General features: G+C 72.1%; 31 protein-coding genes. 9 read left to right on the forward strand and 22 right to left on the reverse strand.

Annotated features, from left to right (window positions below; all coding sequences use genetic code 11):
* Nucleotides 1–49: 49 nt before the first annotated feature.
* On the reverse strand, nucleotides 50–1,414 hold the full coding sequence (locus ACQEUR_RS06755; protein ID WP_433026973.1) for a glycoside hydrolase family 6 protein: 1,365 nt from the start codon (nucleotides 1,412–1,414) through the stop codon (nucleotides 50–52).
* A gap of 480 nt (nucleotides 1,415–1,894) precedes the next feature.
* Complete coding sequence (locus tag ACQEUR_RS06760) at nucleotides 1,895–2,353, reverse strand: Lrp/AsnC family transcriptional regulator (RefSeq protein WP_433026976.1); 459 nt, start codon at nucleotides 2,351–2,353, stop codon at nucleotides 1,895–1,897.
* A 59-nt stretch (nucleotides 2,354–2,412) separates the two neighbouring features.
* On the opposite strand from ACQEUR_RS06760, the gene ddaH reads away from it, so the two are divergent.
* Nucleotides 2,413–3,246, forward strand: a complete 834-nt coding sequence (ddaH, locus tag ACQEUR_RS06765; RefSeq protein WP_433026979.1) for a dimethylargininase — start codon at nucleotides 2,413–2,415, stop codon at nucleotides 3,244–3,246.
* Nucleotides 3,247–3,362: 116 nt separating this feature from the next.
* Here ddaH and ACQEUR_RS06770 read toward each other — a convergent pair whose 3' ends face one another.
* Entirely contained in the window at nucleotides 3,363–4,556 is a 1,194-nt protein-coding gene (locus ACQEUR_RS06770) for an ABC transporter substrate-binding protein (RefSeq protein ID WP_433026982.1), read from the reverse strand.
* A 145-nt stretch (nucleotides 4,557–4,701) separates the two neighbouring features.
* Nucleotides 4,702–5,556, reverse strand: a complete 855-nt coding sequence (locus tag ACQEUR_RS06775) for an alpha/beta hydrolase family protein (protein WP_433026985.1) — start codon at nucleotides 5,554–5,556, stop codon at nucleotides 4,702–4,704.
* Between the two features lie 111 nt (nucleotides 5,557–5,667).
* Between ACQEUR_RS06775 and ACQEUR_RS06780 the strand changes: the two genes are divergently transcribed.
* The gene (locus ACQEUR_RS06780; protein ID WP_433026988.1) at nucleotides 5,668–6,264 is read left to right on the forward strand and encodes a bacterial proteasome activator family protein; all 597 of its coding nucleotides are present in this window, start codon (nucleotides 5,668–5,670) and stop codon (nucleotides 6,262–6,264) included.
* 12 nt (nucleotides 6,265–6,276) lie between these two features.
* Here ACQEUR_RS06780 and ACQEUR_RS06785 read toward each other — a convergent pair whose 3' ends face one another.
* From ACQEUR_RS06785 to ACQEUR_RS06800, 4 genes are all read right to left on the reverse strand, one after another.
* Complete coding sequence (locus ACQEUR_RS06785; protein WP_433026991.1) at nucleotides 6,277–7,149, reverse strand: HAD family hydrolase; 873 nt, start codon at nucleotides 7,147–7,149, stop codon at nucleotides 6,277–6,279.
* Nucleotides 7,149–7,970, reverse strand: a complete 822-nt coding sequence (locus ACQEUR_RS06790) for an HAD family hydrolase (RefSeq protein ID WP_433026994.1) — start codon at nucleotides 7,968–7,970, stop codon at nucleotides 7,149–7,151. Before ACQEUR_RS06790 ends, ACQEUR_RS06785 begins: the two co-directional genes overlap by 1 nt.
* 155 nt (nucleotides 7,971–8,125) lie before the next feature.
* Nucleotides 8,126–9,382, reverse strand: coding sequence for a serine--tRNA ligase (serS, locus tag ACQEUR_RS06795; RefSeq protein ID WP_433026997.1), 1,257 nt, complete (start codon nucleotides 9,380–9,382; stop codon nucleotides 8,126–8,128).
* 141 nt (nucleotides 9,383–9,523) lie between these two features.
* The gene (locus tag ACQEUR_RS06800; RefSeq protein WP_433027000.1) at nucleotides 9,524–10,366 is read right to left on the reverse strand and encodes a hypothetical protein; all 843 of its coding nucleotides are present in this window, start codon (nucleotides 10,364–10,366) and stop codon (nucleotides 9,524–9,526) included.
* Between the two features lie 151 nt (nucleotides 10,367–10,517).
* Here ACQEUR_RS06800 and ACQEUR_RS06805 point away from each other — a divergent pair, with 151 nt between their 5' ends.
* A complete protein-coding gene (locus ACQEUR_RS06805) occupies nucleotides 10,518–10,949 on the forward strand; it encodes an OsmC family protein (protein ID WP_433027003.1) in 432 nt (143 codons plus the stop codon).
* Nucleotides 10,950–11,087: 138 nt separating this feature from the next.
* Nucleotides 11,088–11,450, forward strand: coding sequence for a metallopeptidase family protein (locus ACQEUR_RS06810; RefSeq protein WP_433027006.1), 363 nt, complete (start codon nucleotides 11,088–11,090; stop codon nucleotides 11,448–11,450).
* An 84-nt stretch (nucleotides 11,451–11,534) separates the two neighbouring features.
* On the opposite strand, the gene ACQEUR_RS06815 is transcribed toward ACQEUR_RS06810, so the two are convergent.
* On the reverse strand, nucleotides 11,535–12,398 hold the full coding sequence (locus ACQEUR_RS06815; protein WP_433027009.1) for an SDR family NAD(P)-dependent oxidoreductase: 864 nt from the start codon (nucleotides 12,396–12,398) through the stop codon (nucleotides 11,535–11,537).
* 186 nt (nucleotides 12,399–12,584) lie between these two features.
* Here ACQEUR_RS06815 and ACQEUR_RS06820 point away from each other — a divergent pair, with 186 nt between their 5' ends.
* Complete coding sequence (locus ACQEUR_RS06820; protein WP_433027012.1) at nucleotides 12,585–13,466, forward strand: LysR family transcriptional regulator; 882 nt, start codon at nucleotides 12,585–12,587, stop codon at nucleotides 13,464–13,466.
* A 106-nt stretch (nucleotides 13,467–13,572) separates the two neighbouring features.
* Here ACQEUR_RS06820 and ACQEUR_RS06825 read toward each other — a convergent pair whose 3' ends face one another.
* From ACQEUR_RS06825 to ACQEUR_RS06835, 3 genes are all read right to left on the reverse strand, one after another.
* Nucleotides 13,573–13,758, reverse strand: coding sequence for a DUF397 domain-containing protein (locus tag ACQEUR_RS06825; RefSeq protein ID WP_433027015.1), 186 nt, complete (start codon nucleotides 13,756–13,758; stop codon nucleotides 13,573–13,575).
* A 132-nt stretch (nucleotides 13,759–13,890) separates the two neighbouring features.
* Nucleotides 13,891–14,082 (reverse strand): DUF397 domain-containing protein, encoded by a 192-nt coding sequence (locus ACQEUR_RS06830; RefSeq protein WP_433027018.1) that lies wholly within the window; start codon nucleotides 14,080–14,082, stop codon nucleotides 13,891–13,893.
* Complete coding sequence (locus ACQEUR_RS06835) at nucleotides 14,075–14,851, reverse strand: helix-turn-helix domain-containing protein (protein ID WP_433027021.1); 777 nt, start codon at nucleotides 14,849–14,851, stop codon at nucleotides 14,075–14,077. Before ACQEUR_RS06835 ends, ACQEUR_RS06830 begins: the two co-directional genes overlap by 8 nt.
* A 335-nt stretch (nucleotides 14,852–15,186) precedes the next feature.
* On the opposite strand from ACQEUR_RS06835, the gene ACQEUR_RS06840 reads away from it, so the two are divergent.
* From ACQEUR_RS06840 to ACQEUR_RS06850, 3 genes are all read left to right on the forward strand, one after another.
* Nucleotides 15,187–15,390, forward strand: a complete 204-nt coding sequence (locus ACQEUR_RS06840; RefSeq protein WP_433027024.1) for a hypothetical protein — start codon at nucleotides 15,187–15,189, stop codon at nucleotides 15,388–15,390.
* Nucleotides 15,390–15,782 carry a hypothetical protein gene (locus ACQEUR_RS06845; protein ID WP_433027774.1) on the forward strand — a complete coding sequence of 131 codons (393 nt, stop codon included), beginning with the start codon at nucleotides 15,390–15,392 and terminating at the stop codon, nucleotides 15,780–15,782. The genes ACQEUR_RS06840 and ACQEUR_RS06845 overlap by 1 nt, the downstream gene beginning before the upstream one ends.
* Before the next feature lie 161 nt (nucleotides 15,783–15,943).
* The gene (locus ACQEUR_RS06850; RefSeq protein WP_433027027.1) at nucleotides 15,944–16,672 is read left to right on the forward strand and encodes an AIM24 family protein; all 729 of its coding nucleotides are present in this window, start codon (nucleotides 15,944–15,946) and stop codon (nucleotides 16,670–16,672) included.
* Between the two features lie 42 nt (nucleotides 16,673–16,714).
* Here the strand turns inward: ACQEUR_RS06850 and pheA are convergent, their stop codons facing one another.
* The 5 genes from pheA to ACQEUR_RS06875 all read right to left on the reverse strand — a co-directional run bounded on the left by pheA (nucleotide 16,715) and on the right by ACQEUR_RS06875 (nucleotide 20,276).
* A complete protein-coding gene (gene pheA, locus ACQEUR_RS06855; protein WP_433027030.1) occupies nucleotides 16,715–17,668 on the reverse strand; it encodes a prephenate dehydratase in 954 nt (317 codons plus the stop codon).
* A 10-nt stretch (nucleotides 17,669–17,678) separates the two neighbouring features.
* Nucleotides 17,679–18,290, reverse strand: coding sequence for a hypothetical protein (locus tag ACQEUR_RS06860; RefSeq protein WP_433027033.1), 612 nt, complete (start codon nucleotides 18,288–18,290; stop codon nucleotides 17,679–17,681).
* Between the two features lie 87 nt (nucleotides 18,291–18,377).
* Nucleotides 18,378–18,767, reverse strand: coding sequence for an ACT domain-containing protein (locus ACQEUR_RS06865; protein ID WP_433027035.1), 390 nt, complete (start codon nucleotides 18,765–18,767; stop codon nucleotides 18,378–18,380).
* Nucleotides 18,768–18,925: 158 nt separating this feature from the next.
* Nucleotides 18,926–19,420: a hypothetical protein gene (locus ACQEUR_RS06870; RefSeq protein WP_433027038.1), complete on the reverse strand. Its 495-nt coding sequence runs from the start codon at nucleotides 19,418–19,420 to the stop codon at nucleotides 18,926–18,928.
* Nucleotides 19,421–19,538: 118 nt separating this feature from the next.
* Nucleotides 19,539–20,276 carry a hypothetical protein gene (locus ACQEUR_RS06875; protein WP_433027041.1) on the reverse strand — a complete coding sequence of 246 codons (738 nt, stop codon included), beginning with the start codon at nucleotides 20,274–20,276 and terminating at the stop codon, nucleotides 19,539–19,541.
* A 164-nt stretch (nucleotides 20,277–20,440) separates the two neighbouring features.
* On the opposite strand from ACQEUR_RS06875, the gene ACQEUR_RS06880 reads away from it, so the two are divergent.
* Nucleotides 20,441–21,694: an arginine deiminase gene (locus ACQEUR_RS06880; RefSeq protein WP_433027044.1), complete on the forward strand. Its 1,254-nt coding sequence runs from the start codon at nucleotides 20,441–20,443 to the stop codon at nucleotides 21,692–21,694.
* Nucleotides 21,695–21,860: 166 nt separating this feature from the next.
* Here ACQEUR_RS06880 and ACQEUR_RS06885 read toward each other — a convergent pair whose 3' ends face one another.
* The 5 genes from ACQEUR_RS06885 to ACQEUR_RS06905 form a co-directional block, all read right to left on the reverse strand.
* Entirely contained in the window at nucleotides 21,861–22,802 is a 942-nt protein-coding gene (locus ACQEUR_RS06885) for a DUF5926 family protein (protein WP_433027047.1), read from the reverse strand.
* 33 nt (nucleotides 22,803–22,835) lie between these two features.
* Nucleotides 22,836–23,252, reverse strand: coding sequence for an ATP-binding protein (locus ACQEUR_RS06890; RefSeq protein ID WP_433027050.1), 417 nt, complete (start codon nucleotides 23,250–23,252; stop codon nucleotides 22,836–22,838).
* Nucleotides 23,253–23,325: 73 nt separating this feature from the next.
* Complete coding sequence (locus tag ACQEUR_RS06895; protein WP_433027053.1) at nucleotides 23,326–24,759, reverse strand: ATP-binding protein; 1,434 nt, start codon at nucleotides 24,757–24,759, stop codon at nucleotides 23,326–23,328.
* Nucleotides 24,760–24,850: 91 nt separating this feature from the next.
* On the reverse strand, nucleotides 24,851–25,717 hold the full coding sequence (locus ACQEUR_RS06900; RefSeq protein WP_433027057.1) for a glycerophosphodiester phosphodiesterase: 867 nt from the start codon (nucleotides 25,715–25,717) through the stop codon (nucleotides 24,851–24,853).
* Between the two features lie 66 nt (nucleotides 25,718–25,783).
* A complete protein-coding gene (locus tag ACQEUR_RS06905; RefSeq protein WP_433027060.1) occupies nucleotides 25,784–26,119 on the reverse strand; it encodes a rhodanese-like domain-containing protein in 336 nt (111 codons plus the stop codon).
* Nucleotides 26,120–26,129: the final 10 nt, after the last annotated feature.

A 26,129-nucleotide genomic window follows, 5' to 3' on the forward strand; every position in this document is an offset into this window, starting at 1 on the left:
CGTGTCGCTGCCGGGTCAGATCCTCAGTTCAGTGGCAGAGACTGATGGATCACAGCGCCGGGTAGGCGTTGGCGAGCAGCTCCTGGAACTGAGCCTCGAACCAGTGGCCCGAGAGCGGAGCGTCCGGCAGGGCGCCCGACATGTTGTTCTGGTTACGCGGGTTGCCGTTGTACGTCGGGTCGCACATCCGGTCGAAGCCCTTGCCCTCGTCGTTCTGGATCTCCCGGCTGGCGCCGTCGGACTCACCCGGGGGCTTGATCCAGACGTACGCGTCGATGCCGTCCTCCGGGGAGGCGGTCGGCCGCTCGCCGAGGCCGGCACCGGCCTGGTTGCACCAGTTGCCGAGGTGGATCCGGCGGTCGATGCGCGACTCGTTGACGAAGGTGTTCGGGTCGGTCGAGCTGCTGGCCTGGGTGGGCCGGTCCGGACCGCCCCAGCCGTTGCGGGAGGTGTCGATCAGCATGCCGATGTCGTCGTTGAAGCCGACCGAGATCAGTTCCTCCCGGTACGCCTGCGCGTACGACAGCTCGTCGACGAAGCGGTTCCAGTCGACCCAGGTCGTGCTCTCCCGGACCGGGCGGCCGCCGACCGAGGTGTCGGCGTCGAAGAACTCCTCGCGCAGCACCCCGTAGTTGGCGGTGTTGCTGATGAAGCCGTGCACGTTGTCCACGGTGGCGCCGTTGGCGTTGGCGGCCTCGTAGAAGAGGTCGGCGGCGGCGGTGAAGTTGTCGTCCCAGCCGAGCCAGCCGTGGTGCCCGATGTCGATGTAGTTGTAGGTGTTCTCCAGCGACCCGAGCTGGGCCAGCGCGTAGCCGACGCCCTCGACGTAGTTGCCGTTGGCCAGCATCTCGTCGCACTCCGGCGTGGCGGTCTCCCGCGACCCGACGTTGGTGATCAGGTTCGGCAGCGAGTCGATCTCGATGATGTTGACGATCCGCAGGTCCGCATAGGCCGGGTCGGACATGATCTCGACGATCGGGTCGATGTACTCGGACTCGTAGATGTCGATGTCATCCGGGCCGAGTTCACCGTTGGAGGCGAGCGCGGCGCAGTCGCGGCCGGGCAGGTTGTAGATGACGATCTGGATCAGGTCGGCACCCTGCTCCACCGCCGTGTCCAGGTGTTCCCGCAGACCGCGGGCGCCCTCGGTGCCGGTGATCGCGGCCCGACGGTCCATCCAGACCCCGGTCGGCTGGTCGGCGATCGCCTCGCCGCCGCTGGCGGTGGCCTTCGCCGCCCAGTCCGGGTTGACGTAGACGGTGGCGCCCTCGTACGGGTTGTCCACCCGAGGGGCCGCGCTGGCCGGACCGGCGTTGCCGATCATCAGGCCGGACACGAGCGTGGCGGCGGCGGCAGCGGCCAGCCCCCGGCGCGCCGGTGTCCACGCACCCCGGGATAAGGGGTTCATTGTCATTGCGATTACTCCTCGCGATGGTGTCGACCGCCGCCGTGGACCGGGTGGGTCCCCGCGACGGGATTTACGGGTCGGGTGGTGCGTTGCCGAGCCCGCGTCTGCGGTAGCGGGGCCCAGCGGTCGCGATCGCCCGTTTCCGGATATTGGTTGCCCTGGGCGACCTAGTGTTCTTGCCCGGCTCGTGACTCAAGTACCAATTGATAGCCATCATTACATGGGAACGCTCCCATCGCAACCGTCAAGAAACAGGGCAGAAATGTCAACGTGATCAAATACCGCGTCTGCGCCGGTCAGCCCCACAGTGGTGGGACCAAGATCGATCGGGATCAAGGCTGCGGAACGGGCTCCGGGGTGTCCCCCGGGCCGTGCCGGTGTCGGCCCCGGGCGGCCCCGCGCCGTCACGCCGGCACCGCACGCCGCCGTCGGTCCGGCGGCGTGCGCCCGGCGGCGTCCAGCCCGGCGGCGTCCAGCCCGGGGCTGTCAGCTCGGCGGCGGTACGACCGGCGGCGAGTCGACCAGCCGGGACAGCACGATCATGCTGCGGGTGGAGGTGACGAAGGGCTCCGCGCGCAGCCGCTCCAGCGCCTGCTCCAGGTGGGGTATGTCGGCGGCCCGCAGGTGCACCAGCGCGTCGGCCTCGCCGGAGACGGTGTACGCGGCGATCACCTCGGGATGCCGCCGGGTCGCCACGGTGATCTGGGCCGGGGTGGTGCGGCCGGTGCAGAAGAGCTCGACGAAGGCCTCCGTGGTCCAGCCCACGGCGGCCGGGTCGATGACGGTGGTGAATCCCCGGATGATGCCGGCGGCCCGCAGTCGATCGACGCGTCGCTTCACGGCCGGCGCGGAGAGGGAGACCCGGGCGCCGATCTCCGCGTACGAGGCGCGGGCATCGGCAACCAGAGACGCAATGATTCGCTGGTCCACCCCGTCCATCTGCAATGTTCCGCCTCTTTGAAGCAACAGTTCCGGCTGTTCCCGAACCTCCACCGTACCTACCCTTGTTTTTCGTGAACCAACCGAGGATCCCAAGAAAGCGGACATATCTCCTGTGCCCGCCCGAGCACTTCACCGTGCGGTACGCGATCAACCCGTGGATGGACACCGCCACGGCGGTCGACACCGAGCTGGCGGTGAAGCAGTGGACCGGGCTGCGGGAGACCCTTCAGGAACTCGGTCACACGGTCCACGTACTGCCGCCGGAAGCCGGCCTGCCCGACATGGTCTACGCGGCCAACGGCGCCTTCGTGGTCGACGGCACCGGCTACGGCGCCCGGTTCCGGCACGCCCAGCGCGCCCCGGAGGCGGCCGCGCACCGGGCCTTCTACGAGGGGCTCGGCTGGCGGTTCGTCGCCCCCGCTGAGATCAACGAGGGCGAGGGCGACTTCGCCTACCTGCCCGAGGCGTACGGCGGCACGATCCTGGCCGGGTACGGCTTCCGGACCGAACCCGGCGCGCACGCCGAGGCGCAGGAGGTGCTCGGACGCCCGGTGGTCTCGCTCCGGCTGGTCGACCCGCGTTTCTACCACCTGGACACCGCGCTGGCCGCCCTCGACGACCGCACCGTCACCTACTTCCCCGGGGCGTTCTCGGTCGCCTCGCAGCGGGTGCTCGCCCAGCTCTTTCCGGACGCGGTCCTGGCCGACGAGGTCGACGCGTTCGCGTTCGGGCTCAACCTGGTCGGCGACGGCCGGCACGTGGTGCTGAACAGCGAGGCCAGCGCCATGGCCGACCGGGTGGCCGCCGCCGGCTACACGCCGGTGCCGGTCGAACTCTCCGAGCTGAAGAAGGGCGGCGGCAGCGTCAAGTGCTGCGTCGCCGAACTCCGGCCCTGAGGCACCGGCCCGACGTGCCCGAGGCACCCGCACGGCGTGCCCGAGGTACCGGTCCAACGTGTTAGTAGGGGGCCCTTCCTATACAAAAAGCGATAACAAGGGCCCCTTCCTTACACCTAGCCGAGGGTGGCCAGCTCGTTGATCAGCACGTTGGAGAGCACCTGGCCGTCCCGCTGCACCCGGCGCAGGTACCACTTCTGCTGCGGGGTGCGGGGCTGGTTGAACTGCCAGGCACCGCGCGGGCTGTCCACCTGACCGATCTTGCCCAGCGCCAGGTTGAGCTGCAACGGGGAGAGTTCGGTGGCGATCCGGATCGCCTTGCTCAGCACCTGCGCCGCGTCGTACGAGGCCATCGCATACGTCGTCGGCGACGCGCTGTGCGCCTTGCGGTAGGCGGAGGCGAACCGGCGGTTGGCCGCGTTGTTGATGTCCGCCGAGTAGTTGAGCGAGGTGAGGATCCCCTCCGCCTCGGCCCGCTTCAGCCGGCCGAGGACGCCGCCCTCGGTGAGGAAGCCGGGCGCGTAGATCGCCCCGCGGTAGCCGCCGGCGTAGAGCTTCTTGAGGAACTGCACCGCCGCGTCCCCCTCGAAGTGGCAGAAGACCGCGTCCGGATTCCGGGAGATCAGCTCGGCGATCTCCGGGTTGAACGTGTTCCGGCCCGGGGTGGCGGTGAACGGCGTCCAGATGACCGGGTCGGCGATCCGCTCGTCGGTCCCGAAGTTCTGCCGGAAGCCCTGTACGGCGTCCCGGCCCGCCTCGTGGTCCGGCGCGATGATCGCGATCCGGCCGCCCAGTGGCACCCGCTGGGCCACGTACGGGGCCAGCGCCCGTCCCGCCTCGTCGTCCACGTACGAGGTGCGCCAGATGTAGACGACGCTCTGCAGGGCCGCCGGTGAGGCGTTGGAACCGATCAGCGGCACCTTGGCCTGCTCCACCGCGTCCCGGATGCCGAGCATCACCGCGGAGTTGGCCACGCCGGTGAGCGCGAGGACGCCCTGCTTGATCAGGCTGTCGAGGGCGGCCCGGCCGGACTGCACCGTGGCGCCCTCGTCGGCGACGATCAGCTCCGCCGGGTGTCCGCCGAGCCGCTGGTCGTTGAGATCGAGATAGAGCTGGAAACCCCGGAGGATCTCGTCGCCGACCGGTTTGAAACCGCCGGTCTGAGCCGTGATCATGCCGATTCGGACCGGCCGGTCGCTGACCAGATCTCCCGCTTCGTCGTCTGCCGAGCGGCTGCAGGCGGCGGCCAGCCCGGTCACGCCCAGCGCGCCCAGGAGCTTGAGCGCCCGTCTGCGGTCCAGTTGCGACACGAAATTCCTCCTAAGCATGGGCGGGTCCCCGCCCCGAGCACGGGGTCTCGCCCCGAGGATGGGTTTTCGGCCCCCGGTGAGCGGCCCGAATCGCAGCCCCTCCGGCGTTCTACCGGGTGTGCGACGCCGCGTCAATGCAAGATGATCATCTGACGAGCGAATGTAATGCGGCTATCACCGACTCCCAACTGGGGAAATGTGGATCGATGACGCCGAAATGCTCACAGTCCGGCAGTTCGACCAGCCGTACGTCCGCGCCCCGGCGCCGGGCCGCCGCCACGTAGCCGGCGCTCATCTCCGGCGGTACGTGCCGGTCCAGCGCGCCGTGCACGACCACCGTGCGGACTCCCGGGGCCGTCGTCCGGCCCGGATCCGCCGCCGCGTACCGCTCGGGCAGCTCCGCCGGGCCGCCGCCGAGGAGCGCGGCCACCGCGCCACCGTCCAGGTCCAGCCGGTACGCCTCGCCGAGATCGGTGACCGGGGCGAGGGCGAGTACCCCGCGCACCTCGGCCGGCGCTTTCGCCGCGTACCAGAGCGCCAGGTGCCCGCCGGCGGAGTGGCCGAGCAGGACCGGTGGACCCGGTGCCACCCGGCCGGGCGGGAACGCCGCCCGGGCGAGCGTGGGCAGTGCGGCCAGGCCCGCCGCGACGTCGTCGAAGGTGCCGGGCCAACCCCCGCCGGGCTGCCCGGTCCGGCGGTACTCCAGTTGCGCCACCGGGAAGCCCCGCGCGGCCAGGTCGGCGGCGAGCGGACCGGTGTGCCCGCGGTCGTACTCGGCCCGCCAGAAGCCGCCGTGCACGACCGCGACCAGGGGCCGCGGCGCCCCGTCGTACCCGGTGGGAAACCGCAGGTCGGCGACCTGCTCCGGATGGTCGCCGTACCGGATCCGGGCGTCCGGGGCCGGCGCCGGACGGCTGAGCACGGCTCTCGGGTCCGGGTTCGGGACAGCGGGTCGGGGCCCGGCGGCGGGGGTGGAGAGGGTGGGCGGATCGGCGGGCATGGCTGAGGCTACCGCCCGGTACGTGCCGGCCGGCAGGCCCCCGGGGGGCGGAGACGGGGCGTCGGTGTCCCCGCCGAGCGCGCAGGGCGGCGACTGCGCGAAGATGGGGGCATGACCGAGGTGGCAGGTTCCGGGGAAGAGCAGAACGAGTCGACCGAACCGGGCAACCGTCCGGGTGCGGTGCTGGTGGTCGGCCCGGACGGCCGTCCGGTGGGCACCGTCCGGCCCGACGGCGAGTCGGCGGGGGAGGACCCGGCGCGGCTGATCGAGCAGCCGGCCAAGGTGATGCGGATCGGCAGCATGATCAAGCAGCTGCTGGAGGAGGTGAAGTCCGCGCCCCTGGACGACGCCAGCCGTACCCGGTTGCGGGAGATCCACCAGCGGTCGATCGTCGAGCTGGAGGACGGCCTCGCCCCGGAGCTCCGCGACGAGTTGGAGCGGCTGTCGCTGCCGTTCAGCGAGGACGCCGCGCCGAGCGAGGGTGAGCTGCGGATCGCCCACGCCCAGCTCGTCGGCTGGCTGGAGGGCCTGTTCCACGGCATCCAGGCCGCGCTGGTGGCGCAGCAGATGGCCGCGCGGATGCAGCTGGAGCAGATGCGTTCCGGTGGCCGTCCGGCGCTGCCGATGGGTCCGGGCGGCGCCGCCGGCCTGGTGCCCGGCGCTGGAAACCAGCCGGGTGAGGGCCCCAGCCCCGGTCAGTACCTCTGACCCGCTGACGGGTCAGGCGGCGGGGCCCGGCTCGGCCCCGCCCGAGCCCACGGCCCGGTCCAAGCCCTCGGCCCGGTCCAAGCCGAACAACGCCTCCAGGTACGCCGCGACGCCGTCGGAGTCGTTGTCCGACGTCACCTCGTCGGCGATCTCCAGCACGGCCGGGTGCGCGTTGGCCACCGCGACCGCCCGGCCGACCCAGGTCAGCATCGGCAGGTCGTTCGGCATGTCACCGAAGGCCACCGTGTCCTGCGCGGTCAACCCGTGCTGGGCGCAGTACCAGGCCAGCCCCGCCGCCTTGGTCACCCCGGCCGCGGAGATCTCGACCAGCCCGCTGTACGACGAGTGGGTCGCCTCGGCGAGCCCGGCCAGCGCGCCCGTCACCACCTTCACGAAGGCGTCCGGGTCCTGGGCGCCGGCCCGGGCCAGCAGCTTCACCGCGGGCGTGCCGACCAGCTCCTCCGGGCTCTCCACGGCCCGCAGCCCCGGATCGCTACGGTCCCAGCTCAGCGCGTACGCCGACTCGTGCCACAGCTCCCGCCCGTCGGTGACCTCCACCGCGAAGGCCACCCCGGGCACCTCGGCGCGGAGCCGCCGGACGACCTCGGCGAGCAGTTCCGGGGCGAGCGGGTCGGCCCGGAGCACCTGGTCGGTCGTCGGGTCGTACACCACCGCCCCGTTGGCGCAGATCGCCGGCATCGGCGCGGCGAGCTGGTCGTACACCTGGTTGAGCCAGCGGATCGGACGGCCGGTGACCAGCACGACCTGGGTGCCCCCGGCGGAGATCCGCGAGATCACCTCGGCGGTACGCGCGCTGAGCGTCCGGTCGGAACGGAGCAGGGTGCCGTCGAGGTCGGTCGCCACCAGCCGGGGTAGTTGCCGCATCAACGGGAGAGTAGTCGATCGAGGTAGATCGCTACCCCGTCGTCGTCGTTGCGCAGGGTGATCTCGTCGGCGGCCCGCCGGACGAGGGGGTGCGCGTTGGAGACGGCGACCCGGCCCCAACCGGCCCACTCGAACATCGGCAGGTCGTTGGGCATGTCCCCGAAGACCAGCACCTCGGCCGGGTCCACGCCGAGCACCTGGGCCACCACCGCCAGGCCGGTCGCCTTGTCCACCCCGGGCGGGCAGATCTCGATGAAGCCGAGCCCGGCCTGGGTGATCGAAGCCACCTCCGGCGGCACCACCCGGCGGGCGGTGTCGAGCAGCGTGTCCACGTCGTGGTCGGGGGTCCGGGCGAACGCCTTGATCACGTCGGTGTTCAGGCATTCCAACCGGGCACGCGCCTCGAACCGGTCGGGATAGGGCCAAGTCAGGTCGAAGTCGCCCCAGAGCGGAGCATTCGGGCTGTCCAACGCCTCGACCATCACGGTGAGCGGCCCGACCTCGGCCTCGACCGCGAGCAGCAACTCGGCCAGCTTCCCGCCGGAAAGCCGCTCGTCGAGCAGCACCACCGGGCCGGCCGGGTCGGTCTGGTCGACGACCCGGCCGCCGCCGGCCATCACGAGGAAGTCGGCGGCCCGGATGTCGTTGCGGGTCAGTTCCGCCAGCCGAGGCCCGCGCCCGGTGGCGCCCACCACCGGGATGCCGGCGGCCCGGACCCGGTCCAGGACCTCGTGGGTGTACGCCGACACGGTTTCGTCGCTACGCACCAGCGTGCCGTCGAGGTCGGTCGCGATCAGCTTCGGCAGTCCGGGTCGGGGCATGCGGCTCTCCCTTCGCCCGCCACCCGCCGCACCCGGCGATGACCTGGGCGGATCCGCTTCTAGCGGATCGGCTGGCGGTGGCGGGGGAGCAACCGTATCTCACCTTTCGCTGCCGAACCATGACTTCTGCGTGAAGTGGTCCTCACCTCTGGGGGTCAGCTCGGTTCGAGCAGATCCCGCCCGCCGAGGTACGGCTGGAGGGCCTTCGGCACCCGTACCGAGCCGTCCGGCTGCTGGTGGTTCTCCAGGATCGGCACCAGCCAGCGGGTGGTGGCGAGGGTGCCGTTGAGCGTCGCCGCGGTCTGCGGGCGGCCCTGCTCGTCCCGGTAGCGCACGTTCAGCCGGCGCGCCTGGAAGGTGGTGCAGTTGGAGGTGGAGGTGACCTCGCGGTAGCGGCCCTGCGACGGGACCCAGGCCTCGCAGTCGTACTTGCGGGCGGCGCTGCTGCCGAGGTCGCCGGCGGCCACGTCGATCACCCGGTACGGCAGCTCGACCTTGGCCAGCATCTCCTCCTCCCAGGCCAGCAGGCGCAGGTGCTCGGCGTGCGCCTCCTCGGGACGGCAGTAGGAGAACATCTCGACCTTGTCGAACTGGTGCACCCGCATGATGCCCCGGGTGTCCCGGCCGTACGACCCGGCCTCGCGGCGGAAGCAGGACGACCAGCCGGCGTACCGGACCGGTTCGGCGAGGTCGAGGATCTCCTGCGCGTGGTACCCGGCCAGCGCCACCTCGCTGGTGCCGACCAGGAACAGGTCGTCGGCCTCCAGCTTGTAGACCTCGCTGGCGTGCGCGCCGAGGAAGCCGGTGCCCTCCATCGACTCCGGCTTCACCAGGGTCGGGGTGATCGCCGGGATGAAGCCGTACTCGACGGCCTGGGCGATGGCGAGCTGGAGCAGGCCGAGCTGGAGCAGGGCGCCGACCCCGGTGAGGTAGTAGAACCGGCTGCCCGAGACCTTCGCCCCGCGCTCGGTGTCGATCGCCCGCAGCGCCTCGCCCAGCTCCAGGTGGTCGCGCGGGTTGGCGATCTCCGGCTTCGCGCCCACCTCGCGCAGCACCACGTAGTCGTCCTCGCCGCCGGGGGGCGCGCCCTCCTCAACCACGTTCGGGATCGCGTACTGGGCGCGGCGCAGCGCCGTCTCGGCCTCGCCGACCGCCGTCTCGGCCGCCTTCACCTCGGTGGAGAGTTCCTTGGTACGGCCCAGCAGCTCGGCCCGCTCGGCCGGGTCGGCCTTCGGCATCCGCTTGCCGAGCTGCTTCTGCTCGGCCCGCAGCGCCTCGAAGCGCTGGACCGCCGCCCGGCGCTCCTCGTCGGCCCGGAGCAGGGCGTCGACGGCGGACTCGGCCTCGCCCCGGGCCCGCTGGCTGGCACGTACGGCGTCCGGATCGTCGCGGAGCAGGCGCAGGTCAATCACGGGGACCGAGCCTACCGGGGCGGCTGCCGAAGGTATATCCAGATACGCCCCCTGCCGCTGGCCCGGGAGGGGTGTAAGGAGGGGGCCCTTCCTATACAAGAAGCGATAACCGGGGGCCCTTCCTTACAGCCGGGCGCGGGGTCAGCGCTCCGGCGGGGTGAAGGGCCGGGTCGGCGTGACGGTCAGGTCGATCGGCGGGGGCCGGTCGTCGCCGTCGTCGTCCGGGTCCGGCAGCGTGGTCGCGGCGCGGGGCCGCCGCCAGGGCCAGTCGGGCTCCTCGGCGGCGGCCGCCGGGTCGGTCGACCCCGCCGGTCCGCCGGCTGCTGGGCCGGGGCCGGGACGGCGCGGTACGAACCGGCCGGCGAGCAGCAACGCCAGGCCCAGGCCGGCGGTGCCGAGGTACGCCAGGATCAGGCCCCGGCCGTAGTCGACGCGGAGGCCGTCCACCTCGCCGTACATCCGCCAGCGGTCGCTGAGCGCGTCGAGGGAGAGCGTCGCGGTGGCCAGTACGCCGAGCACCCCGACCGCCAGGGCGAGGCCGAGGATCCGCAGGTTGTGCCGGACCGGGACGGAGCCGAAGAAGACCAGCCCGAGGCAGCCGAGCAGGCCGAGGATGCCGAGCAGGTATCCGGTGCCGAAGGTGCTCATCTGGGCGAGCCCGTCCGCCACCTGCACCGGGGTCTCGGAGGAGGTGATCCCGGGCGGGAGCGTGGTGATCGCCCACTCGTCGGCCATCGCGGCGAAGGCGGCCAGCGCGCCGAGGGCCGCGACCACCACCACGAGCCGGCCGTCCCTACCGAGGCGGGCCAGCGCCGGGGGCGTCCGGCGGCCGTCGTGGTCGGCGCCGCCCCAGGCCACGACGGCGGCACCGTCGGGTGTGGTGCCGGCGATTCCGTCCGGGGTCGTCGCGGCGGTCGGGTCGTCCTCGCCGGCCGGCCCGTCCTGCCGACTGTCCTGCCGGGGTATCGGAAAGTCGTGGGACATGGCTGACCCTTCCACGGCGGGGTGCTGTGCCGATGATGACACAGCGGCCGGCCCGCCCCGACCCGCCGCTCCGCCGCCCGCCGGTGCTTCCGCGACCCTCTCGTCGGCTGGATCGTCGCGCCGCCGGATGGTTTGAGCTAGCGTCGTGACCATGCCTATCCGCACCGCATCCGCCATCTGGCAGGGCAATCTCACCGACGGTTCCGGCACGATCAGCACCGGCAAGGGTGGTCTGCAGGGGAACTACTCGTTCAAGTCCCGCTTCGAGGAGGGCGAGGGCACCAACCCGGAGGAGCTCATCGCGGCGGCGCACGCCGGCTGCTTCTCGATGGCGTTCTCCAAGGCGCTCGCCGACGCCGGTTACACCTCGACCTCGGTCGACACCACGGCGAAGGTGCATCTCGACAAGACCGACGCGGGCCCCACGGTGACCCGGATCGACCTTGAGACCGTCGGGAACGTGCCCGGCATCGACGAGGCCGAGTTCGGCAAGCTGGCCGAGGGGGCGAAGGCCAACTGCCCGATCTCCCGCCTGCTCTCCCCCGGCGCCGAGATCTCCCTCACCACCCGCCTCTCCTCCTGACCCACCCATAACCCCCAGCCCTTCCAAGATCGCGGTGATCAGGGAGCCACTCCGGCGTGTCGTCGGCGTGTCGTGCTAACAGCTCCCTGATCATCGCGATCTTCGACGTCGGCGCCCGACCCCGGCCGATACGGCACAATGGGTCGCGTGCCGGTCGAGATGAGCCGCGAGCGTTTCGAGGAACTGGTCGGTGAGGCTCTCGACGAGGTGCCGGAGGAACTCCTCGGTCTGATGAGCAACGTGGTGATCCTGGTCGAGGACGAGTCACCCAGGGGCGAGCCGGAGCTGCTCGGCCTCTACGAGGGCTACGCGCTGACCAGCCGCGGCTGGGACTACGGCGGCGTCCTGCCGGACCGGATCCTGATCTACCGCCATCCGATCCTGCGGATCTGCGACACCGAGGACGACGTCGTCGACGAGATCGCCATCACCGTCGTACACGAGATCGCCCACCACTTCGGCATCGACGACGAGCGCCTACACGACCTCGGGTGGGCCTGAGAGTGTTGGATACACGAGCCATGCACAGCCACTACGCCCGACAAGCCCTCATCGAGCCATGATTCACAATCCCCGGCTGGAGTATCAGCCGGTGAGGTACCCGCCCGAGGCGTCGATGTCTGTCCCGATCACGGCGGTGGCGTCGTCGGAGGCCAGCCACATCACGACTCGGGCGATCTCGTCCGGATTGACGATGCGCTTTATCGGGTAGTCCTGGGCGATCTGCTCGTATGTCACGCCGAACCCGGCCGCGGCACGCTCGAGCATCGGGGTGTCGACCGCACCGGGCGCCAGCGCGTTGACCCGGATGTTCCGGTCGGCGTACTCCAGCGCGGCCACCTTGGTCAGCGACGCGACCGCGTGCTTGCTCGCGTTGTACGGCGCGATCGTGGCGAAGCCGACCTCGGACGAGATCGAGGCGGTGTTGATGATGATTCCGCCGCCCTGCCGCAGCATGTGCGGTAGTTCGTATTTCATGGCGAGGAAGACACCAGCGGCATTGGTCCGCCACACGTCCTCAAACACCTCGATCGACTGCTCGTGCAGCGGCGCCGGGCGGGGCGTCTCCACACCCGCGTTGTTGAAGGCGATGTCGATGCGCCCGTACCGGCGTACGCACGCGTCGACGAACGTGGCGACGTCCCGCTCCCGACGGACATCTGCCCGCATGAACGTGGCTTCGCCGCCGAAGTCCCGGATCTCACGCTGATTGCGTTGGCCCAGGTCGACTCGGCGACCACAGAAGAATACGTGCGCGCCTTCGCGCGCCATCGCGTACGCCGTGGCCTTGCCGATGCCGGAGGTAGCACCCGTGATCAGCACAACCTTGTCGGCGAACCGGCCGTTCGGGTTTGCCGGGCCACGCCCCGGCCCTGGTGGATGTTGGGTATTCGCTCTGGCCGATCCCATGGCGAGGCCGGCCATGGAGATGCCGGCGGCACCGGCCACCAACAGGCCACGCCTCGACGTCCGCCCGGTTACTTCGGACATTGCTCTCCTCCGTTGTGATCCGCGTTGGCTGCCAGTCTCGCCACGTCGGCGTGGTACGCGCCAAGACCTGTCGCGATAACCGGTGGTTATGGGGTACGGCGCCAGGGTTCGGAGGAGCGAAACCGGCTGTGATAGCCATGGGTTATGGACGCACACCTGCGGGAGCTGCGCTACTTCGTAGCGGTCGCCGAGGAGTTGCACTTCACCCGGGCGGCCGAGCGGCTGTTCGTATCCCAACCGGCACTGTCCAAGCAGATCCGGGCCCTGGAGAGACGGCTCGGGTTTCTCCTGTTCGCTCGTGAAACCCGCGGAGTACGGCTGACACCCGGGGGCGAGGCGCTTCTGCCCGCCGCCCGCGAGGCCATCGCCGTGGTCACCCGCGGGCTCGAAGCCGCTCGGGCCCTGGCCGACCGGCAAGTCTTCACGGTGGGCATGCAGACCGCCGTCGGACGCGACCTGCAACGGCCAGCCCTGCGGAGGTTCCGCGAGGTGGCCAAGAACTGGACGGTCTCGATGCGGCTGGTCGGCTGGGAGGAACCAACCGCCGGGCTGGCCGACGGCACCAGCGACGTCGCCTTCGTGTGGCTGCCGGTGCCGGGTGACGGGCTGTGTACCCGTGTCCTGGCCCGCGAGCGGCGGTGGGTGGCCCTGTCCCCAGGCCACCGGCTCAGCGACCGTACCGAGATCGACTTCGCCGACCTGCTCGCGGAGCCGTTTATCGCCCTGCCGGCTGCGGCTGGGCCGCTGCGCGACTTCTGGCTCGCCACGGACGCCCGCTTCGGGCGGGAGACGGTCCTTGGCGGCGAGGCGGCCTCGCCGGACGAGGTGTTCGAGGCGGTCACCTCGGACCTGGGCGTGGCGCTGCTGGCCGAGGGCAACGTCGGCCTCTACCGGCGGCCCGGCATCGAATGCCGGCCGGTGACCGGTCTAACGCCGGCCGAGTTGGCCGTGGTCTGGCGCGCCGACGACCACCGGCAGGTCCTCACCACCTTCCTCGAGTGCTTGCTTACGCCGCAGCTCCCCTAACGCATGTACACGCTCGGGTAGCAAGGCCGCGCAGCCGCCCAGCGGGCGGGTCGTCGGCTCGGTCCCGTGATCGATCGCCTGGCCGCGCGGAAAGCGCGGGCCGGGGTCAGCCGGGCCGCTTCGCCAGGGTGACGAACGAGCGGAAGGCGGCCGGCGCGAACGTCAGGTGCGGCCCCTGCGGGTCCTTGCTGTCCCGGACCAGTACGCGGCCGGGAAGGTTGTCGGCAACCTCGACGCAGTTGCCCTGGTTGGTGCCGCTACGGCCGCTCTTGCGCCAGTGGGACTCAGTCATGGTCGCACCGCCTTCACGATCAGGTCTCTCGACGGACTTCCGGGCAGGGCCGGGGGCCGTCGCCCTGCGGACGGGGCCACCCGCTCGGCCGGGTGATCGACCGCATGGCCGCGCGGGAAGCGCGGGCCGGGGTCAGCCGTGCCGCTTCGCCAGGCTGACGAACGAGCGGAAGGCGGCCGGCGCGAACGTCAGGTGCGGGCCGTGCGGATCCTTGCTGTCCCGGACCAGTACGCGGCCGGGAAGGTTGTCGGCAACCTCGACGCAGTTGCCCTGGTTACCGCTGCTACGGCTGCTTTTCCGCCAGACTGGCGGCAGGTCAGTCATGATCTTTGATCCGTCCTGCTATGAGTTCTCTCGACAGGTGCACCGGCAGCGCTAGGCCGGTGACAATCTCCCACGATACTTCCAACTGGTCCAGATCTCCCGCCTCAGTTACGAGCCGCCCTCGTAGCTGGTCATCCACGTAACCGGCCCGCCCGCGCTGCGGAAGGGTGGCTATGACGAACGCCCCCGAGAGGCCAGCATGGAGGCCGGCGGTCCATGGCACCACCAGGACTTGCACGTGCGGAAGATCAGTCATCTCCAAGAGGTGTTGTAGCTGCCCCTTCAAAACCTCGGGCGGTCCACAATTGAGCGCGGCCTCACCGATGATGGCCGACAACATTGGCGGCTCTGGTCCGTCGACAGTGGCGGCTTGGCGGTCTTGCCGAACCTGGGTTGTCTTCTCGACTGCCTTGACCGGTAGCCGGCTACCGCGCAGAACGGCCCGGGTATACGCATCGGTCTGAAGCAGCCCGGGGATCAGGTGGGGTTCCCACGTTCGTAGCAGGACAGCCCGGTGCTCGTGGTCCGTCCAGGGACGAAGCCACGGCGGCCGTGCGTCCTCTCGGGCTGCCTCCGTGGCACGCTGGATCTGATCGCCGGTCCCGAACAGTTCGTCAAGGGCGCGAGCAGTGTCGTCCTGCGGGATGATGCGCTCGGTCTCGATCGCGGCGATCAATGATGCGCTCACATTGATCGCCGCCCCGGCCTGTTCTTGACTCCACCTGCGCTTGGCTCGCTGTTGCCTGAGGATTTCGCGTAACTCGCTCACGTACTACCTCCGACTAAGGATTTCGGCTCTTTTTTCCCTACGTACTCCCTGCGGTCAATATTCCGTTACGCGGGTCCCGTCGTCCAGGGTGGATATCGACGGAGGAGCGGTAACCGGCCTCGCCGGGACGAACCCGAACCCCTCGCGGGCCGCTCCCGTCAGCGGGGGCCGTCCTTCCCGGTGGATCCGGGGCGAGCAGGGGCGGTCCCCGTTCCACATCCGACGGTCTGTGAGGTGATCGCGTGCGAAGACATCGACGGCACTGGCGGTACCTGTGGCTGCGCTGTTGGTGCGGATTCCGGTGGACGTGCCCGGACGCCGCGCCGCAGGTGCCGATGCCGTATCCCCAGGCGCCGCATCCGGCGGTCGCGGCGGCCCCGGTTCCCGCATCCCCGATGCCCTGGGCAGCGGTCGTGCCCGACCCGCCGACCCCGCCGCCTCGGCCCCGGCCGCGCAACCAGCGGCCGGGCTGGGACGCCGCCACCGGGACGTTCCGGCTCACCCGGGGGCAGGCGCACCGGGCCGGCTCCGGTCGGTGATGGGCGTCCTCGTGTTACGGGACGCCGCCACGCTCGACGATGCGGGCCGGCCACACGTGCCCCGCCGCCCGTTGTGGACGTGCCGCGCCTGCGAGCTGCCCTGGCCGTGTCCGGCGGCGCGGCTGGCGCTGGTGGAGGAGTTCCGGCTGGAGCCGTTGAGCCTCTTCCTCTACCTCGGGCTGGCCCTGTACGACGCGGCCGGGGACCTGCACGCGCTGAACCCGAACCCCGGGGTCACGCCGGCCGAACTGCACGCGCGTTTCATCGGCTGGGTTCGGGAAACCGACCTGGTCCGGCGGGCGCTCGGCGCTCGGGGGCACGGGGCATCTCCGGCAACCCCGCCCCCGTCGGGGAGGTACCCGAGTTGGCGGGCCGCGAACAGCGGCCCGTAACCCTCCCCGGGCACAGACCCGCCCCGGCGTCGCCGCCACCCCTGCGGCGGCCCGGGGCGGGGCGCGCCTGGTCAGCCGGGCCCCGGAGTACCCGGATCGGCGATCTGCCCTTGCCGGCGCCTCCTATCCTCGGTGATCAGTTACACCGACAGGAGGACCCGATGCGCAGCGCCCTGTTTTCCGCCGACAACCTGGAGAAGGAGTCCGACCAGCCCGGGATGCGGCTGCAGAACTCCAAGATGTTGAAGATCGAGCTCAACGGCGAGGCGATGGCCCGGGTCGGGTCGATGGTCGCCTACCAGGGACAGGTGCAGTTCCAGGCGCTGGGCTCGGGCGGCGTCGGCAAGTTCCTCAAGCAGAAGCTCACCGGCGAGGGCGTACCGCTGATGCGGGTGACCGGCCGGGGTGACGTCTTCCTCGCCGACCTCGCCTCCGACGTGCACCTCATCGACCTGGAGCCGGGGGACGCGCTGTCGATCAACGGTTCCAGCGTGCTCGCCTTCGACTCCACCCTCCAGTACGACATCAAGATGGTCGGCGGGGCCGGCATGATGTCCTCGTCCGGCCTGTTCAACTGCGTGTTCACCGGATACGGCCGGATCGCCGTCACCACCAAGGGCACCCCGGTGGTGCTCAACGTCGACCAGCCGACGTACGTGGACCCGCAGGCGGCCGTCTGCTGGTCGGCGAGCCTGCAGACCGGCTACCACCGGGCCGAGCAGATGGGCCTCGGCACGCTGCTGGGCCGCCGCACCGGGGAGGCGTTCACGATGAGCTTCGCCGGCCAGGGCTTCGTGGTCGTGCAGCCCTCGGAGGAGCCGCCACTGATGGGCAGCGGCCAGCAGCAGAGCGGCAGCAGCGGCGGTCTGCTCGGCGGGCTGCTCGACTGACCCGGGGGCGCCGAGCGGGCGCCCCGCCGGGCCGGCCGGTGGTCAGGCGAGTTCGCCGGCCCGCAGCCGGGACAGCCAGGCCGCCGCGTCGGCGTAGTCGCCGTCGGAGAGCCCGGCCGGCGCCGGCACCGGGCGCCCGGCGCCCGCGCTCCACCGATGCCGGGGGTACGACCCGAGGAAGCGGACGTCGGCGCAGATCCGACGCAGCCCCTGCAACGCCTCACCCACCCGGTCGTCGGCGACGTGCCCGGTGCAGTCCAGAAAAAAGGCGTACCGGCCGAGCGCCTCGCCGGTCGGGCGGGACTCGATGCGGGTCAGGTTGACCCCGCGTACCGCCAGCTCCATCAGCACCGCGAGCAGCGCGCCGACCCGGTCGTGGCTGATGTAGACGGCCAACGAGGTCAGGTCGTCGCCGGTGCTCGGCGGCGGCGGGCCGGGCCGGCTCAACAGGACGAACCGGGTGACCGCGTCGTCGTGGTCGGCGATCTTGTCCGCCAGTACGGTGAGCCGGTGCCGGCCGGCGCTGAACGGCGCACAGATCGCGGCGTCCTGCTGCCCGTCGAGGACGGCGGCCGCGGCGGCGGCGTTGGACAGCACGTCCACCACGACCGCGTCGGGCAGGTGGTCGCGCAGCCAGCGCCGGCACTGGGTCGACGCCTGCGGATGCGCCGCCACGGTACGTATCCCGGCCAGCGTCCGTCCGGCGGGGGCGGCGAGCACGAACTCGACCGGCAGCACCACCTCGCGCGTGATCACCAGGGGCTCGCCGTCGACCATCTCGTCGAGGGTCACCGCCACGGCACCGCCGACGGAGTTCTCCAGCGGCACCAGAGCCGCGTCGGCGTCCCCGGTCCGTACGGCGTCGAGGGCCTCCGGGACGCTCCGGGCCGGCGTGCGCTCACCCCGCTCGGCGGCGGGAATGGTCCGCAGTGCCTGCTCGGCGAAGGTCCCCTCGGGACCCAGGTAGACGAAGCGGGTGGGCGGTGTTCCGGGCATGGCACCCAGCCTACAAACCGGTGGTGCCGAGCGGGCCGCCGTCACACGCGGCGGCCCGGATCGCCGGCGGTGCCTCGATCCGGACCGGAATCGCGCAGACGTCGTTGCCGGCGGTGACCAGCTTCAGGGCGTCGGCCGGCCCGCGCGACACCACCTGCAACGGGTCCCGGCCGGTCACCTGGACGATGCTGTACTGCCAGCCGGCCGCGCAGAGCGGCCCGACCTCGAAGGTGACCCGGGCGCCGGCGGGCAGGCCGGCCGAGCGGCGCAGCAGGGCGGTCACCTGTGCCTTGCTCGGCCGTCCGGCGCAGTCGACCGCGGTCGTGCCGGCGTCGGCGGTCGGGCTGGGCGTCGGAACCGGGGTCGTCGCGCCGGGCGTGGGGGTCGGCGACGCCGTCGGGCTGGGCGTACGGCGACTCGGTGTCGGGGTGGCCGCGCCGAGTTCGGGCGGTACGCCGCAGCCGGTCAGCGCGAGGCAGCCGGCGAGCGCGAGGCAGCCGGCCAGCGGACCGCGCAGCCGCACCCCGAGGAGCCGGGTACGCCGGGCGGCGGGGTGCGGTGCGCGGGGCCGACCCGCGCGCCATCGGGGTCGGCGCGGCGACGGTGCGGGGGGACGGGGCACGGCCGGGTCCTCGGGCATAGGTGGGTGCCGTCATGGTTCGGCGGATCGTCCGGCCAATGGTAGGGCGTCGGCGCGGACGAGCGGGCGTCAGGTGGCGAGCCGGTGTCCCGCCCGGACAAGGGTGGCGAGCGCCTCGGGGAGCCGGACCGACGGCACCAGCAGATAGTCCGTGTCGTACGTCGAGAAGGCCAGGATGTTGACCCGCGCCTCGGCCAGGGGCACCACGAGGGAGGCGAGGATCCCGGTCAGGGCGAGATGCAGCGGCCCGACCACCCGCAGGCAGCGCCACGGTGTCTCGACCACCGCGTCGGCCGGCACCCGGTCGGCACGACAGATGATCGACATCTCCTCGGCGGTCCAGGTCACGGAGAGGACTCCGGACTGCGCCGGAGCGCCGAGCAGGCCGGGAGGCACCGGCGAACCGGCGGGCAGCCGGCACACCGCGTACTCCTCGGGCAGCAGGGCGACGTCGAGCATGAGGGAACCCTACGGTGCCGGGACCGGCCGCCCAACGTGGCGGTCCGCCGACCGGGCGTGATTCCCGGCACGGGCGGAACGCGGAGCGTCGGGAAGCGGCCCGGAGATCGGATCGGCGTCCGGATGTGCGGGGCGGCGCCAGGGCCGGGAAGCGGCGCTCAGACCTCGGCGAAGAAGGTCAGCGCGCCGACCACGTCCTGCCCGGTCAGCACCGGAGTGGAGACCGCGTCGACGGTGATGTCCGTCTCGTCCGTCGCGCCCCGCTGCACCCGCAGCAGGCCACGGGCGAGCCGGCGCGAGTGGAGCACGAGCAGTGGGGGGATCTTCTCCACGTCCTGCTCGGTGAGCTCGCCCCGGGCGGCGGTGAAGTCGAGCAGCCGCAGCGAACTCTCCAGCAGCGGCAGGCCGACGGCCTCGGCGGGGGTGCCGAGGCCGAGCAGCTCACAGCAGATCGGTGAGACGGCGGAGATGATGGTCTTCTCGTCGATCAACAGGCACGGCTCCGCGGCCGTGGCGACCGTGCCGGACCAACGGGTCAGCCCGTCTACCTCGTGCCGGCCGTCGGCGGCGGTGAAACTGTCGGACCCCTGCTCCAGCGACGAGGTCGCTGGCGGCACAAACGTCTCCGAGAGCGAGAGTTCGACGTGGGCCACCGCGCCTCCTATGCACTTCACCCGGAGATCCCACGCTAGCCGGTACGTCCCGAAGTGGCGACCCCCCGGCGCACCCGGCGACGGGGACCGCCGCCGGGTGGCTTGCGTCGGCGTGACGCTACCGGTGACTCGCCCGCTTGTCAGCGGCCATTCGGCCGCCCTCGTACCACCGGTAGTCGGCAGCGGACCGATAGGGGGCGTTCAGCCAGGTGGAGGGCGCCTGGGCGACCCGGGAAAGCTTTTCGGCGGTGGCCGGACTGATCCGGTTGCCACCGGCCACCAGCAGCCGGTCCAGCTCCCGGTGCGTCGCCACCAGACAGTCCTTGGGCAGCCCGTATACGCTGATGACGCCGGAACCGACGAAGGTCAGCACCGGTGCGACCGGGATGGTGTGGCCGACGGCCGCGGAGAGCGCCCGGCTGGCCCGCTTGGCGTCCCGGCGGGCCTCGGCCACGTAGCTCGGGCGCCGGCCGTTGATCTGGACGACGTCTCCGGCGATCAGCACCCGGGACCGGCCGTGGTCGGCGACGGTCACCGCGAAGAGGCCGCTGGGGCCGATGGCCAGGAAACCCGCGCGTTCGTCCCGGGACTGGTAGTCGAGATCGAGCATCGTCGACTCGGTTAATTCGGTACGCGGCCAGTCCACCACGTGCCACGATGGACCGAGGTGGTCGAGCTGGCTGAGCGCTCTGGCTCCGGCCGCTTCGATCCGTCGTGCCTCCCGTTCGGCGCGGCGGCGACGGGCCCAGTCCATCGGGCCCGGCCGTGCCGCCTCCAGTGTCGGCAGTGGAGCGCTGGGGGAGGCGGGTAGCGCGCGTTTCGCGGGTACCGCTGATCGCTCAGCAAAGACAGTCATCGTGACCTCCGGCAAAAGGTCCCTCGAAGTTATGTCTCCACTACGGTACGTGGTGACAAGGGGGGTTCTGCAAGTTGCAGCACCGGAGTGAGTATGGATGAATGCCCCATTCATCCGAAGCCTTTTTTCCCGGATGGCGCCAACCGCTGCCCTACGCTGCGAGGATGACCCATTTCGTGGACAGTGAGGTCGGACGGCTCGGCACTGTGATCCTGCATCGGCCCGGACCGGAACTCGCCCGACTCACGCCGCGCAACAACGACTCGCTGTTGTTCGACGCGATCCCCTGGGTCGGCAGGGCGCAGGAGGAGCACGACGCCTTCGCCACGGCGTTGCGGGAGCGGGGCGTCGAGGTACTTTACATCGGAACGCTGCTCGCCGAGACGCTGTCGGTCGCCGACGCGCGGACCGAGTTGACCGAGCGGGTGCTGAGCGACCCCCGGCTCGGCGACACCCTGCGACGCCGGGTCGCCGACCACCTGACGTACCTCGATCCGGCCGCGCTGGCCGGGGTCCTGGTCGCCGGGCTGGCCCGGGAGGAGCTGCGGGTCGGCTGGGACCGGCCCGGCGGCCTGGTGCACCGCCTGATGGACCGGCACGAGTTCATCATCGACCCGCTGCCCAACCTGCTCTTCGCCCGGGACTCCGCCACCTGGATCGGCGACCACGTCGCGGTGACCAGCCTGGCCATGCCGGCCCGGCGCCGGGAGACCAGCCTGACCAACGCGATCTACCGTCACCACCCGCGGTTCGGCGGCACCTCGTTCGTCTACGGCCCCGGGCTGGAGCACCTGGAGGGGGGCGACGTGCTGCTGCTGGCGCCGGGGGTGGTGGCGGTCGGGGTCGGCGAGCGGACCACGCCGGCCGGTGCCGAGCGCCTCGCCCGGCGGGTCTTCGAGGCCGGCCTCGCGCACACGATCCTGGTGGTGCCGATCGCGCAGGAGCGCGCCACGATGCACCTGGACACCGTCTGCACCATGGTCGATGTCGACGCGGTGCTGATGTACCCGAACATCGCCGACACGCTCTCGGCGTACACCGTGGTCGCCGGGGCCGACGGCGAACTCCAGCTGGACGGGCCGGCGCCGTTCCTGCGGGCGGCGGCCGACGCGATGGACCTGGACCTGCTCCGGGTGATCGACACCGGCCTGGATCCGGTCACCGCCGAACGCGAGCAGTGGGACGACGGCAACAACACGCTGGCCCTCGCGCCCCGGCTCTGCGTCGCGTACGAGCGCAACGTCGAGACCAACGCGCAACTGGAGCGGGCCGGCATCGAGGTCGTCCGCATCACCGGTGCCGAACTCGGCTCGGGTCGGGGCGGACCCCGCTGCATGTCCTGCCCGATCGACCGGGAGTCGCTCCGCCCGCCGGACGGGCCGTGGGGACCGGCGGCGGCACCCTCCGCACCGGCGTGAGCTGCGGGTACGGATGCGTGAGTCAACCCGCCCCGTCGGATGAGTCGGAACCCGGACCGGTAGATCCGCTGGTCAGCCGGGTGGTTACGGACAGTTAACCCATCGGTTGGGTAGGCTGTTCCGGCAGGTCAGCGGCGTCCCGCCGGCTCGGCCCGACACCGTCGGCTCAGCGGAGCGTGAGCTGGCGGCCGAGCAGCCCCTGCTTGGCCCGGCGGCCGGCGGCGTCCAGCTCCCCCGGCTCGGCCAGCGCGGCGGCGTACCGCTTCGTGAGATCGGCCAGCGGGCCCTCCCACTCCTCGGCGCCCGCCTCCCGGGGCAGGTCCCAGACCGGTACGAGCCGGCCGTGCGCCCGGAACATGCCGGCGAACTTCGTACCCTCGGCGAGCCGCAGCTCGTCCGCGGCGGAGAGCCGGGCCAGCGCGTCCAGCGCGGCGTCCTCGTCGTCGGGGAGCACCCAGCGGACGTGGCTGCGGTCCGGCACCCGGCACCAGTAGGCGGCGGGTGCGGCGGCCAGCCGGACGGTCGGGTAGATGGAGGCGTTCGCCCGCTCCAGCGAGGCCTTGACGCCGGGGTCCTCGTCCGCCCCCGGGGCCAGCCAGAACTCGAAGCCGTCGTGCATCGTGACGTCCAGCGGACCGTCGACCAGGACATCCGGCAGCCGTGGCCCCGGACCGGGCAGGGCCGGAACGGAGACCGTACGGCCGGGCTCGGTCGCCAGCGCGCAGAGCAGCGCCTCGGCGAGGTCCCGGGAGACGTCGCCGGACTGGATGTGCCGTTGCAGGCCGATGAAGACCCGCCCGTCCGCCCGGGCGATCGCCGGGGTGGCCATCGGCAGCACGGTGGCCAGGGTGACCGGACGGTCGGGGAAGCGCTCAGCGAGGTCGGGGCGGAGCGTCAGCGGGGCGGAGGCCGCCGGCACGAGTTCGCGGAGGGCGATCCACTCCGCCTCGTCCGTGAGCCCCTCGAAGGGCCGGGGAACGAAGACGTCCCGTACCTTCTGCCGCTTCTCGACCCTGGTCGCGTCCGCTGCCGCGGACCGGTGACTCTTTCGACGCTTGCCCACGGCGAGACAGCCTAGGCGCATCCGGCCCGTCCCGTGCGCCCGCATCGCGGACCCGGCCGAGATCGGGGTCCGCGCCGCTCAGCCGGCGCGCAGCTCGGCCCAGACGGTCTGGCCCAGCCCGTCGCGTTCGACGCCCCACCGGGCGGCGAGCGCCGCGACGATGTACAGGCCCCGACCGTCGGGCGCGTCGGGGCCGACGACCCGAACCCGGGGTGCGGCGGACGCGCCGCCGTCGGTCACGCGCACCTCGACCGCCTCGGCGGAGGCGTCGGAGCACAGCCGCCAGGCGACCCGGACCGACCGGCCGGGCAGCGGCTCGGCGTGCCGGACCGCGTTGCCGACGAGTTCACCCACCACCGCTACCGCCTCGGCGAGCAGCGGCGGCGGGACGACGTCACGGAGTTCGGCGGCGAGCCGGTGCCGGGCGTCGCGCGCGCCCCGGGCGTCGTGCGGCACCGACACGGACCACGCACGTTCGGTCAGGACGATCGACACTGCTGGTGCCTCCTCAGCAGAACACCGGAGCGCATCGGGGGGCTCAGCCCCAGAGGGCTCAGCCACAGGGGGCTCAGCCTCGGGGAAGCCGCACCTCTGCGACCGTACCGCCGCCCTCGCGCGGGCGGAGCGAAACCCACCCATTCTGTCGCTCGACGATCCGGCGTACGAGGTAGAGGCCCAGGCCGGCGCCCGGGTAACGACGCCGGTCGCCCGACTCGCCCTGCCAGAACCGTTCGAACGCGCGCTCCACATGGTCCGGACGTACCCCGATTCCGCGGTCGGCTACCCGGAATGCCACGGTCCGGTCGTCCGCCTCGGCGGTGAGTTCCACCGGCGTGCCGGCCGGGGAGTACTTGCCCGCGTTGGTCATCAGCTCGGTCAGCACGGTGGGCAGGCTGGCCCGGTCGCCGAGTGCCTTGGGAAGGTTCTCCGGCAGCCGGAGGGCCAGCCGGTGGCGCAGGTCCGCCGGCAGGTCGGCCGCCGCCGAGCGCAGGGCCTCGACCAGGTCGAAGGGTACCGGGGGTGAGTCGCCCACCGGGCCCACCACGTTGGCGGCGGAGAGCAGCCGGTCGACGAGCCGGGCCAGTTCGCCGGCGCGCTGCCCGATCAGCCGGGCCGACTGGTGGCGGTCGGAGTCGTTGAGCGACGCCCAGTGCGTGCTGAGCGTGTCGGCGTACCCCTTGATCACGGTCACCGGGGTGCGCAGTTCGTGGCTGGTGACCGCCATGAAGAGGTCCCGGTCGTGGTCCCGGCGATGCTGGTCGGTGCCCTCCCGGAAGGTGACCACCCGCGCCGCGACCGGGCCGGGCAGGTCCCCCGAGGTGATCTTCAGCCAGCGTCCGTCGGGCAGCCGGTGGTCGAGGACCTGGCCCGGTGGCGGCACCGGAAACGGCAGGGGCCGACCGAGCAGGTCCGCCGCCGGCCACCCGGTCACCTTCTCGGCCGCCGGGTTCCAGAGCTGCACGGTGCCGTCCCGGGCGACGATCGCCAGCCCGTCGGCGAGCGCGGCGACGACCGGTCCGTCGCCGTGCACCGGCAGCCCGGCCTGGTCGCCGTAGAGGTGGGCGGCCCACGAGGCGACGTACGCCAGCACCGCCTGGTGTTCGGGGCCGGGCGGGTCGGCCGACTCGGATGTGCGGGGGTGGACCGCGTGCACGCTGCCGACCGCGACCCCGCCGACCTCCGCGCGGGCGGAGACGATGTGTCGCCGGCCGTCCGCGTCGAGCAGCCGGGCCAGCTCGGGAAGCGGCTCCGTGCCGGTCACCGGCCCGGCGGAACCGCCCACCGGCCGGCCGACGGCCCACTCCGCCTCACCGGTCGCCGAGACGATCCGCCCGCCGTTCGGCCCGTACTCGACGAAGGCCGCGCCGGTGGCGCCGACGGCCTGCTCGGTCACGGCCAGCAGGCGGTCGAGGACCGGAAGACCCACCGCGCCGGAGTTGACCATGTGCAGCACGGCGGCGTGGCCGGCGATCAGCGCGGGATAGTCGGGGCGGTCCGGCATCCCCCGAGTCTGCCCGCTCGGCCACCCCTTTGGGCAGTCCCACCATTCGCGAAGATCCCAAGGGGCGCTCGGGCGCGGAGGATCACCCAGGTCAGCGGCCGAGCCGGTCGAGGACCATCGCCGGCCGGTCGGTGATGATGCCGTCCACCCCGCGCGCCAGCGCGAGTTCCAGCTCGTCGGGTTCGTTCACCGTCCAGACGTAGACCCGGTGGCCCGCCGCGTGCAGCGCCGGGACCAGCCGGGGCCGGGCCCGGAGCAGGTGCGTGCTCGGCCCGGCGATCCGGGCACCGAACGGCAACCGGCCCCGCCGTACGCCCGGTGGCAGCATCTCCAGCAGCAGCGCGGTGGGCAGGCGCGGGGCCAGCCGGCGGATCTGCCGGGCGGCCAGCGGCGAGAACGACATCACGGTCACCCGTACCGGATCGCCGGGCCGGGGCTCGGCGAGCCCGTACCGGTGCAGCAGCGCGACCAGCCGCCGTTCGACCTCGGAGCCGTACCGGGCCGGGTGTTTCGTCTCCACCAGCAGTTCGACGTCGCGGTCAGCGGCGCGGACGGCGGTCAGCAGGGACTCCAGGGTGAGCAGCCGGGTCCGGTTCGGATCGGCGGGGACGTCACCGACCGCCGCCTCCGGCAGCCCGGCGGTGTGCCAGGAGCCGTAGTCGAACCGGTCCAGCTCGGCCAGGGTGTACGCACTGACCAGCCCCCGCCCGTTGCTGGTCCGCTCCAGCCGCCGGTCGTGTACGCAGACCAGGTGGCCGTCCCGGGTCATCCGGACGTCGCACTCCAGCCCGTCCACCCCCTCGGCCAGGGCGTGGCGGTACGCGGCCAGGGTGTGCTCGGGCAGCACGTCCGAGGAACCGCGGTGCGCGAACACCAGCGGCTGCGGCCGGGCACCCACCGACCCGCCGGGACCGGCCGGCTCCGGGGGCGGTGGTCCCGGCTCACCGCTCGGATCCATCGAGTTTCCGTTCGTCGCGGCCGTGCCGCCCGCGGACCCGGCTCGCTGGCCGACCCCTCGCCGGGGTCAGATGACCCGGGCCGGCGTGCCGTCCTCGCTGTCGATCGCGCGGCCGGCGGCGGCCCACTGCCGCATGCCGCCGTCGAGGTTGCGGACGTTGTCCCAACCGTTGTTCATCAGGTAGCCGACCACCTGGCCGGACCGTCCGCCGGAGCGGCAGACCACGACGACGTCGGCGTCGGTCGGAATCTCGTCCAGCCGGGCGGGCACCTCCATCATCGGCAGGTGGTGGGCGCCCGGGGCGTGCCCGGCCGTCCACTCGTCCACCTCCCGCACGTCGAGCAGATAGGCATCGGCCGGCACCTCGGCCGCGGTCACGGAGGGAACCTGGGATCCGAACACGGTTACCAAG

The sequence above is a fragment of the Plantactinospora sp. CA-290183 genome, from assembly GCF_050936375.1.
Classification (GTDB): Bacteria; Actinomycetota; Actinomycetes; order Mycobacteriales; family Micromonosporaceae; genus Plantactinospora.

What these genes read in the sequence shown, in the direction of transcription:
- ACQEUR_RS06830 (WP_433027018.1), bottom strand. Translation starts at nt 14,082, where the DNA reads ATGACTGACCTGCCGCCAGTCTGGCGGAAAAGCAGCCGTAGCAGCGGT.
- ACQEUR_RS06880 (WP_433027044.1), top strand. Translation starts at nt 20,441, where the DNA reads ATGACCCATTTCGTGGACAGTGAGGTCGGACGGCTCGGCACTGTGATC.
- ACQEUR_RS06825 (WP_433027015.1), bottom strand. Translation starts at nt 13,758, where the DNA reads ATGACTGAGTCCCACTGGCGCAAGAGCGGCCGTAGCGGCACCAACCAG.
- ACQEUR_RS06785 (WP_433026991.1), bottom strand. Translation starts at nt 7,149, where the DNA reads ATGCGGCAACTACCCCGGCTGGTGGCGACCGACCTCGACGGCACCCTG.
- ACQEUR_RS06810 (WP_433027006.1), top strand. Translation starts at nt 11,088, where the DNA reads ATGGGTCGCGTGCCGGTCGAGATGAGCCGCGAGCGTTTCGAGGAACTG.
- ACQEUR_RS06805 (WP_433027003.1), top strand. Translation starts at nt 10,518, where the DNA reads ATGCCTATCCGCACCGCATCCGCCATCTGGCAGGGCAATCTCACCGAC.
- ACQEUR_RS06840 (WP_433027024.1), top strand. Translation starts at nt 15,187, where the DNA reads ATGCCGTATCCCCAGGCGCCGCATCCGGCGGTCGCGGCGGCCCCGGTT.
- ACQEUR_RS06780 (WP_433026988.1), top strand. Translation starts at nt 5,668, where the DNA reads ATGACCGAGGTGGCAGGTTCCGGGGAAGAGCAGAACGAGTCGACCGAA.
- pheA (WP_433027030.1), bottom strand. Translation starts at nt 17,668, where the DNA reads ATGCCCGGAACACCGCCCACCCGCTTCGTCTACCTGGGTCCCGAGGGG.
- ACQEUR_RS06875 (WP_433027041.1), bottom strand. Translation starts at nt 20,276, where the DNA reads ATGACTGTCTTTGCTGAGCGATCAGCGGTACCCGCGAAACGCGCGCTA.
- ACQEUR_RS06820 (WP_433027012.1), top strand. Translation starts at nt 12,585, where the DNA reads ATGGACGCACACCTGCGGGAGCTGCGCTACTTCGTAGCGGTCGCCGAG.
- ACQEUR_RS06800 (WP_433027000.1), bottom strand. Translation starts at nt 10,366, where the DNA reads ATGTCCCACGACTTTCCGATACCCCGGCAGGACAGTCGGCAGGACGGG.
- ACQEUR_RS06845 (WP_433027774.1), top strand. Translation starts at nt 15,390, where the DNA reads ATGGGCGTCCTCGTGTTACGGGACGCCGCCACGCTCGACGATGCGGGC.
- ACQEUR_RS06790 (WP_433026994.1), bottom strand. Translation starts at nt 7,970, where the DNA reads ATGCCCCGACCCGGACTGCCGAAGCTGATCGCGACCGACCTCGACGGC.
- ACQEUR_RS06885 (WP_433027047.1), bottom strand. Translation starts at nt 22,802, where the DNA reads ATGCGGGCGCACGGGACGGGCCGGATGCGCCTAGGCTGTCTCGCCGTG.
- ACQEUR_RS06895 (WP_433027053.1), bottom strand. Translation starts at nt 24,759, where the DNA reads ATGCCGGACCGCCCCGACTATCCCGCGCTGATCGCCGGCCACGCCGCC.
- ACQEUR_RS06865 (WP_433027035.1), bottom strand. Translation starts at nt 18,767, where the DNA reads ATGCTCGACGTCGCCCTGCTGCCCGAGGAGTACGCGGTGTGCCGGCTG.
- ACQEUR_RS06850 (WP_433027027.1), top strand. Translation starts at nt 15,944, where the DNA reads ATGCGCAGCGCCCTGTTTTCCGCCGACAACCTGGAGAAGGAGTCCGAC.
- ACQEUR_RS06755 (WP_433026973.1), bottom strand. Translation starts at nt 1,414, where the DNA reads ATGACAATGAACCCCTTATCCCGGGGTGCGTGGACACCGGCGCGCCGG.
- ACQEUR_RS06900 (WP_433027057.1), bottom strand. Translation starts at nt 25,717, where the DNA reads ATGGATCCGAGCGGTGAGCCGGGACCACCGCCCCCGGAGCCGGCCGGT.
- ACQEUR_RS06775 (WP_433026985.1), bottom strand. Translation starts at nt 5,556, where the DNA reads ATGCCCGCCGATCCGCCCACCCTCTCCACCCCCGCCGCCGGGCCCCGA.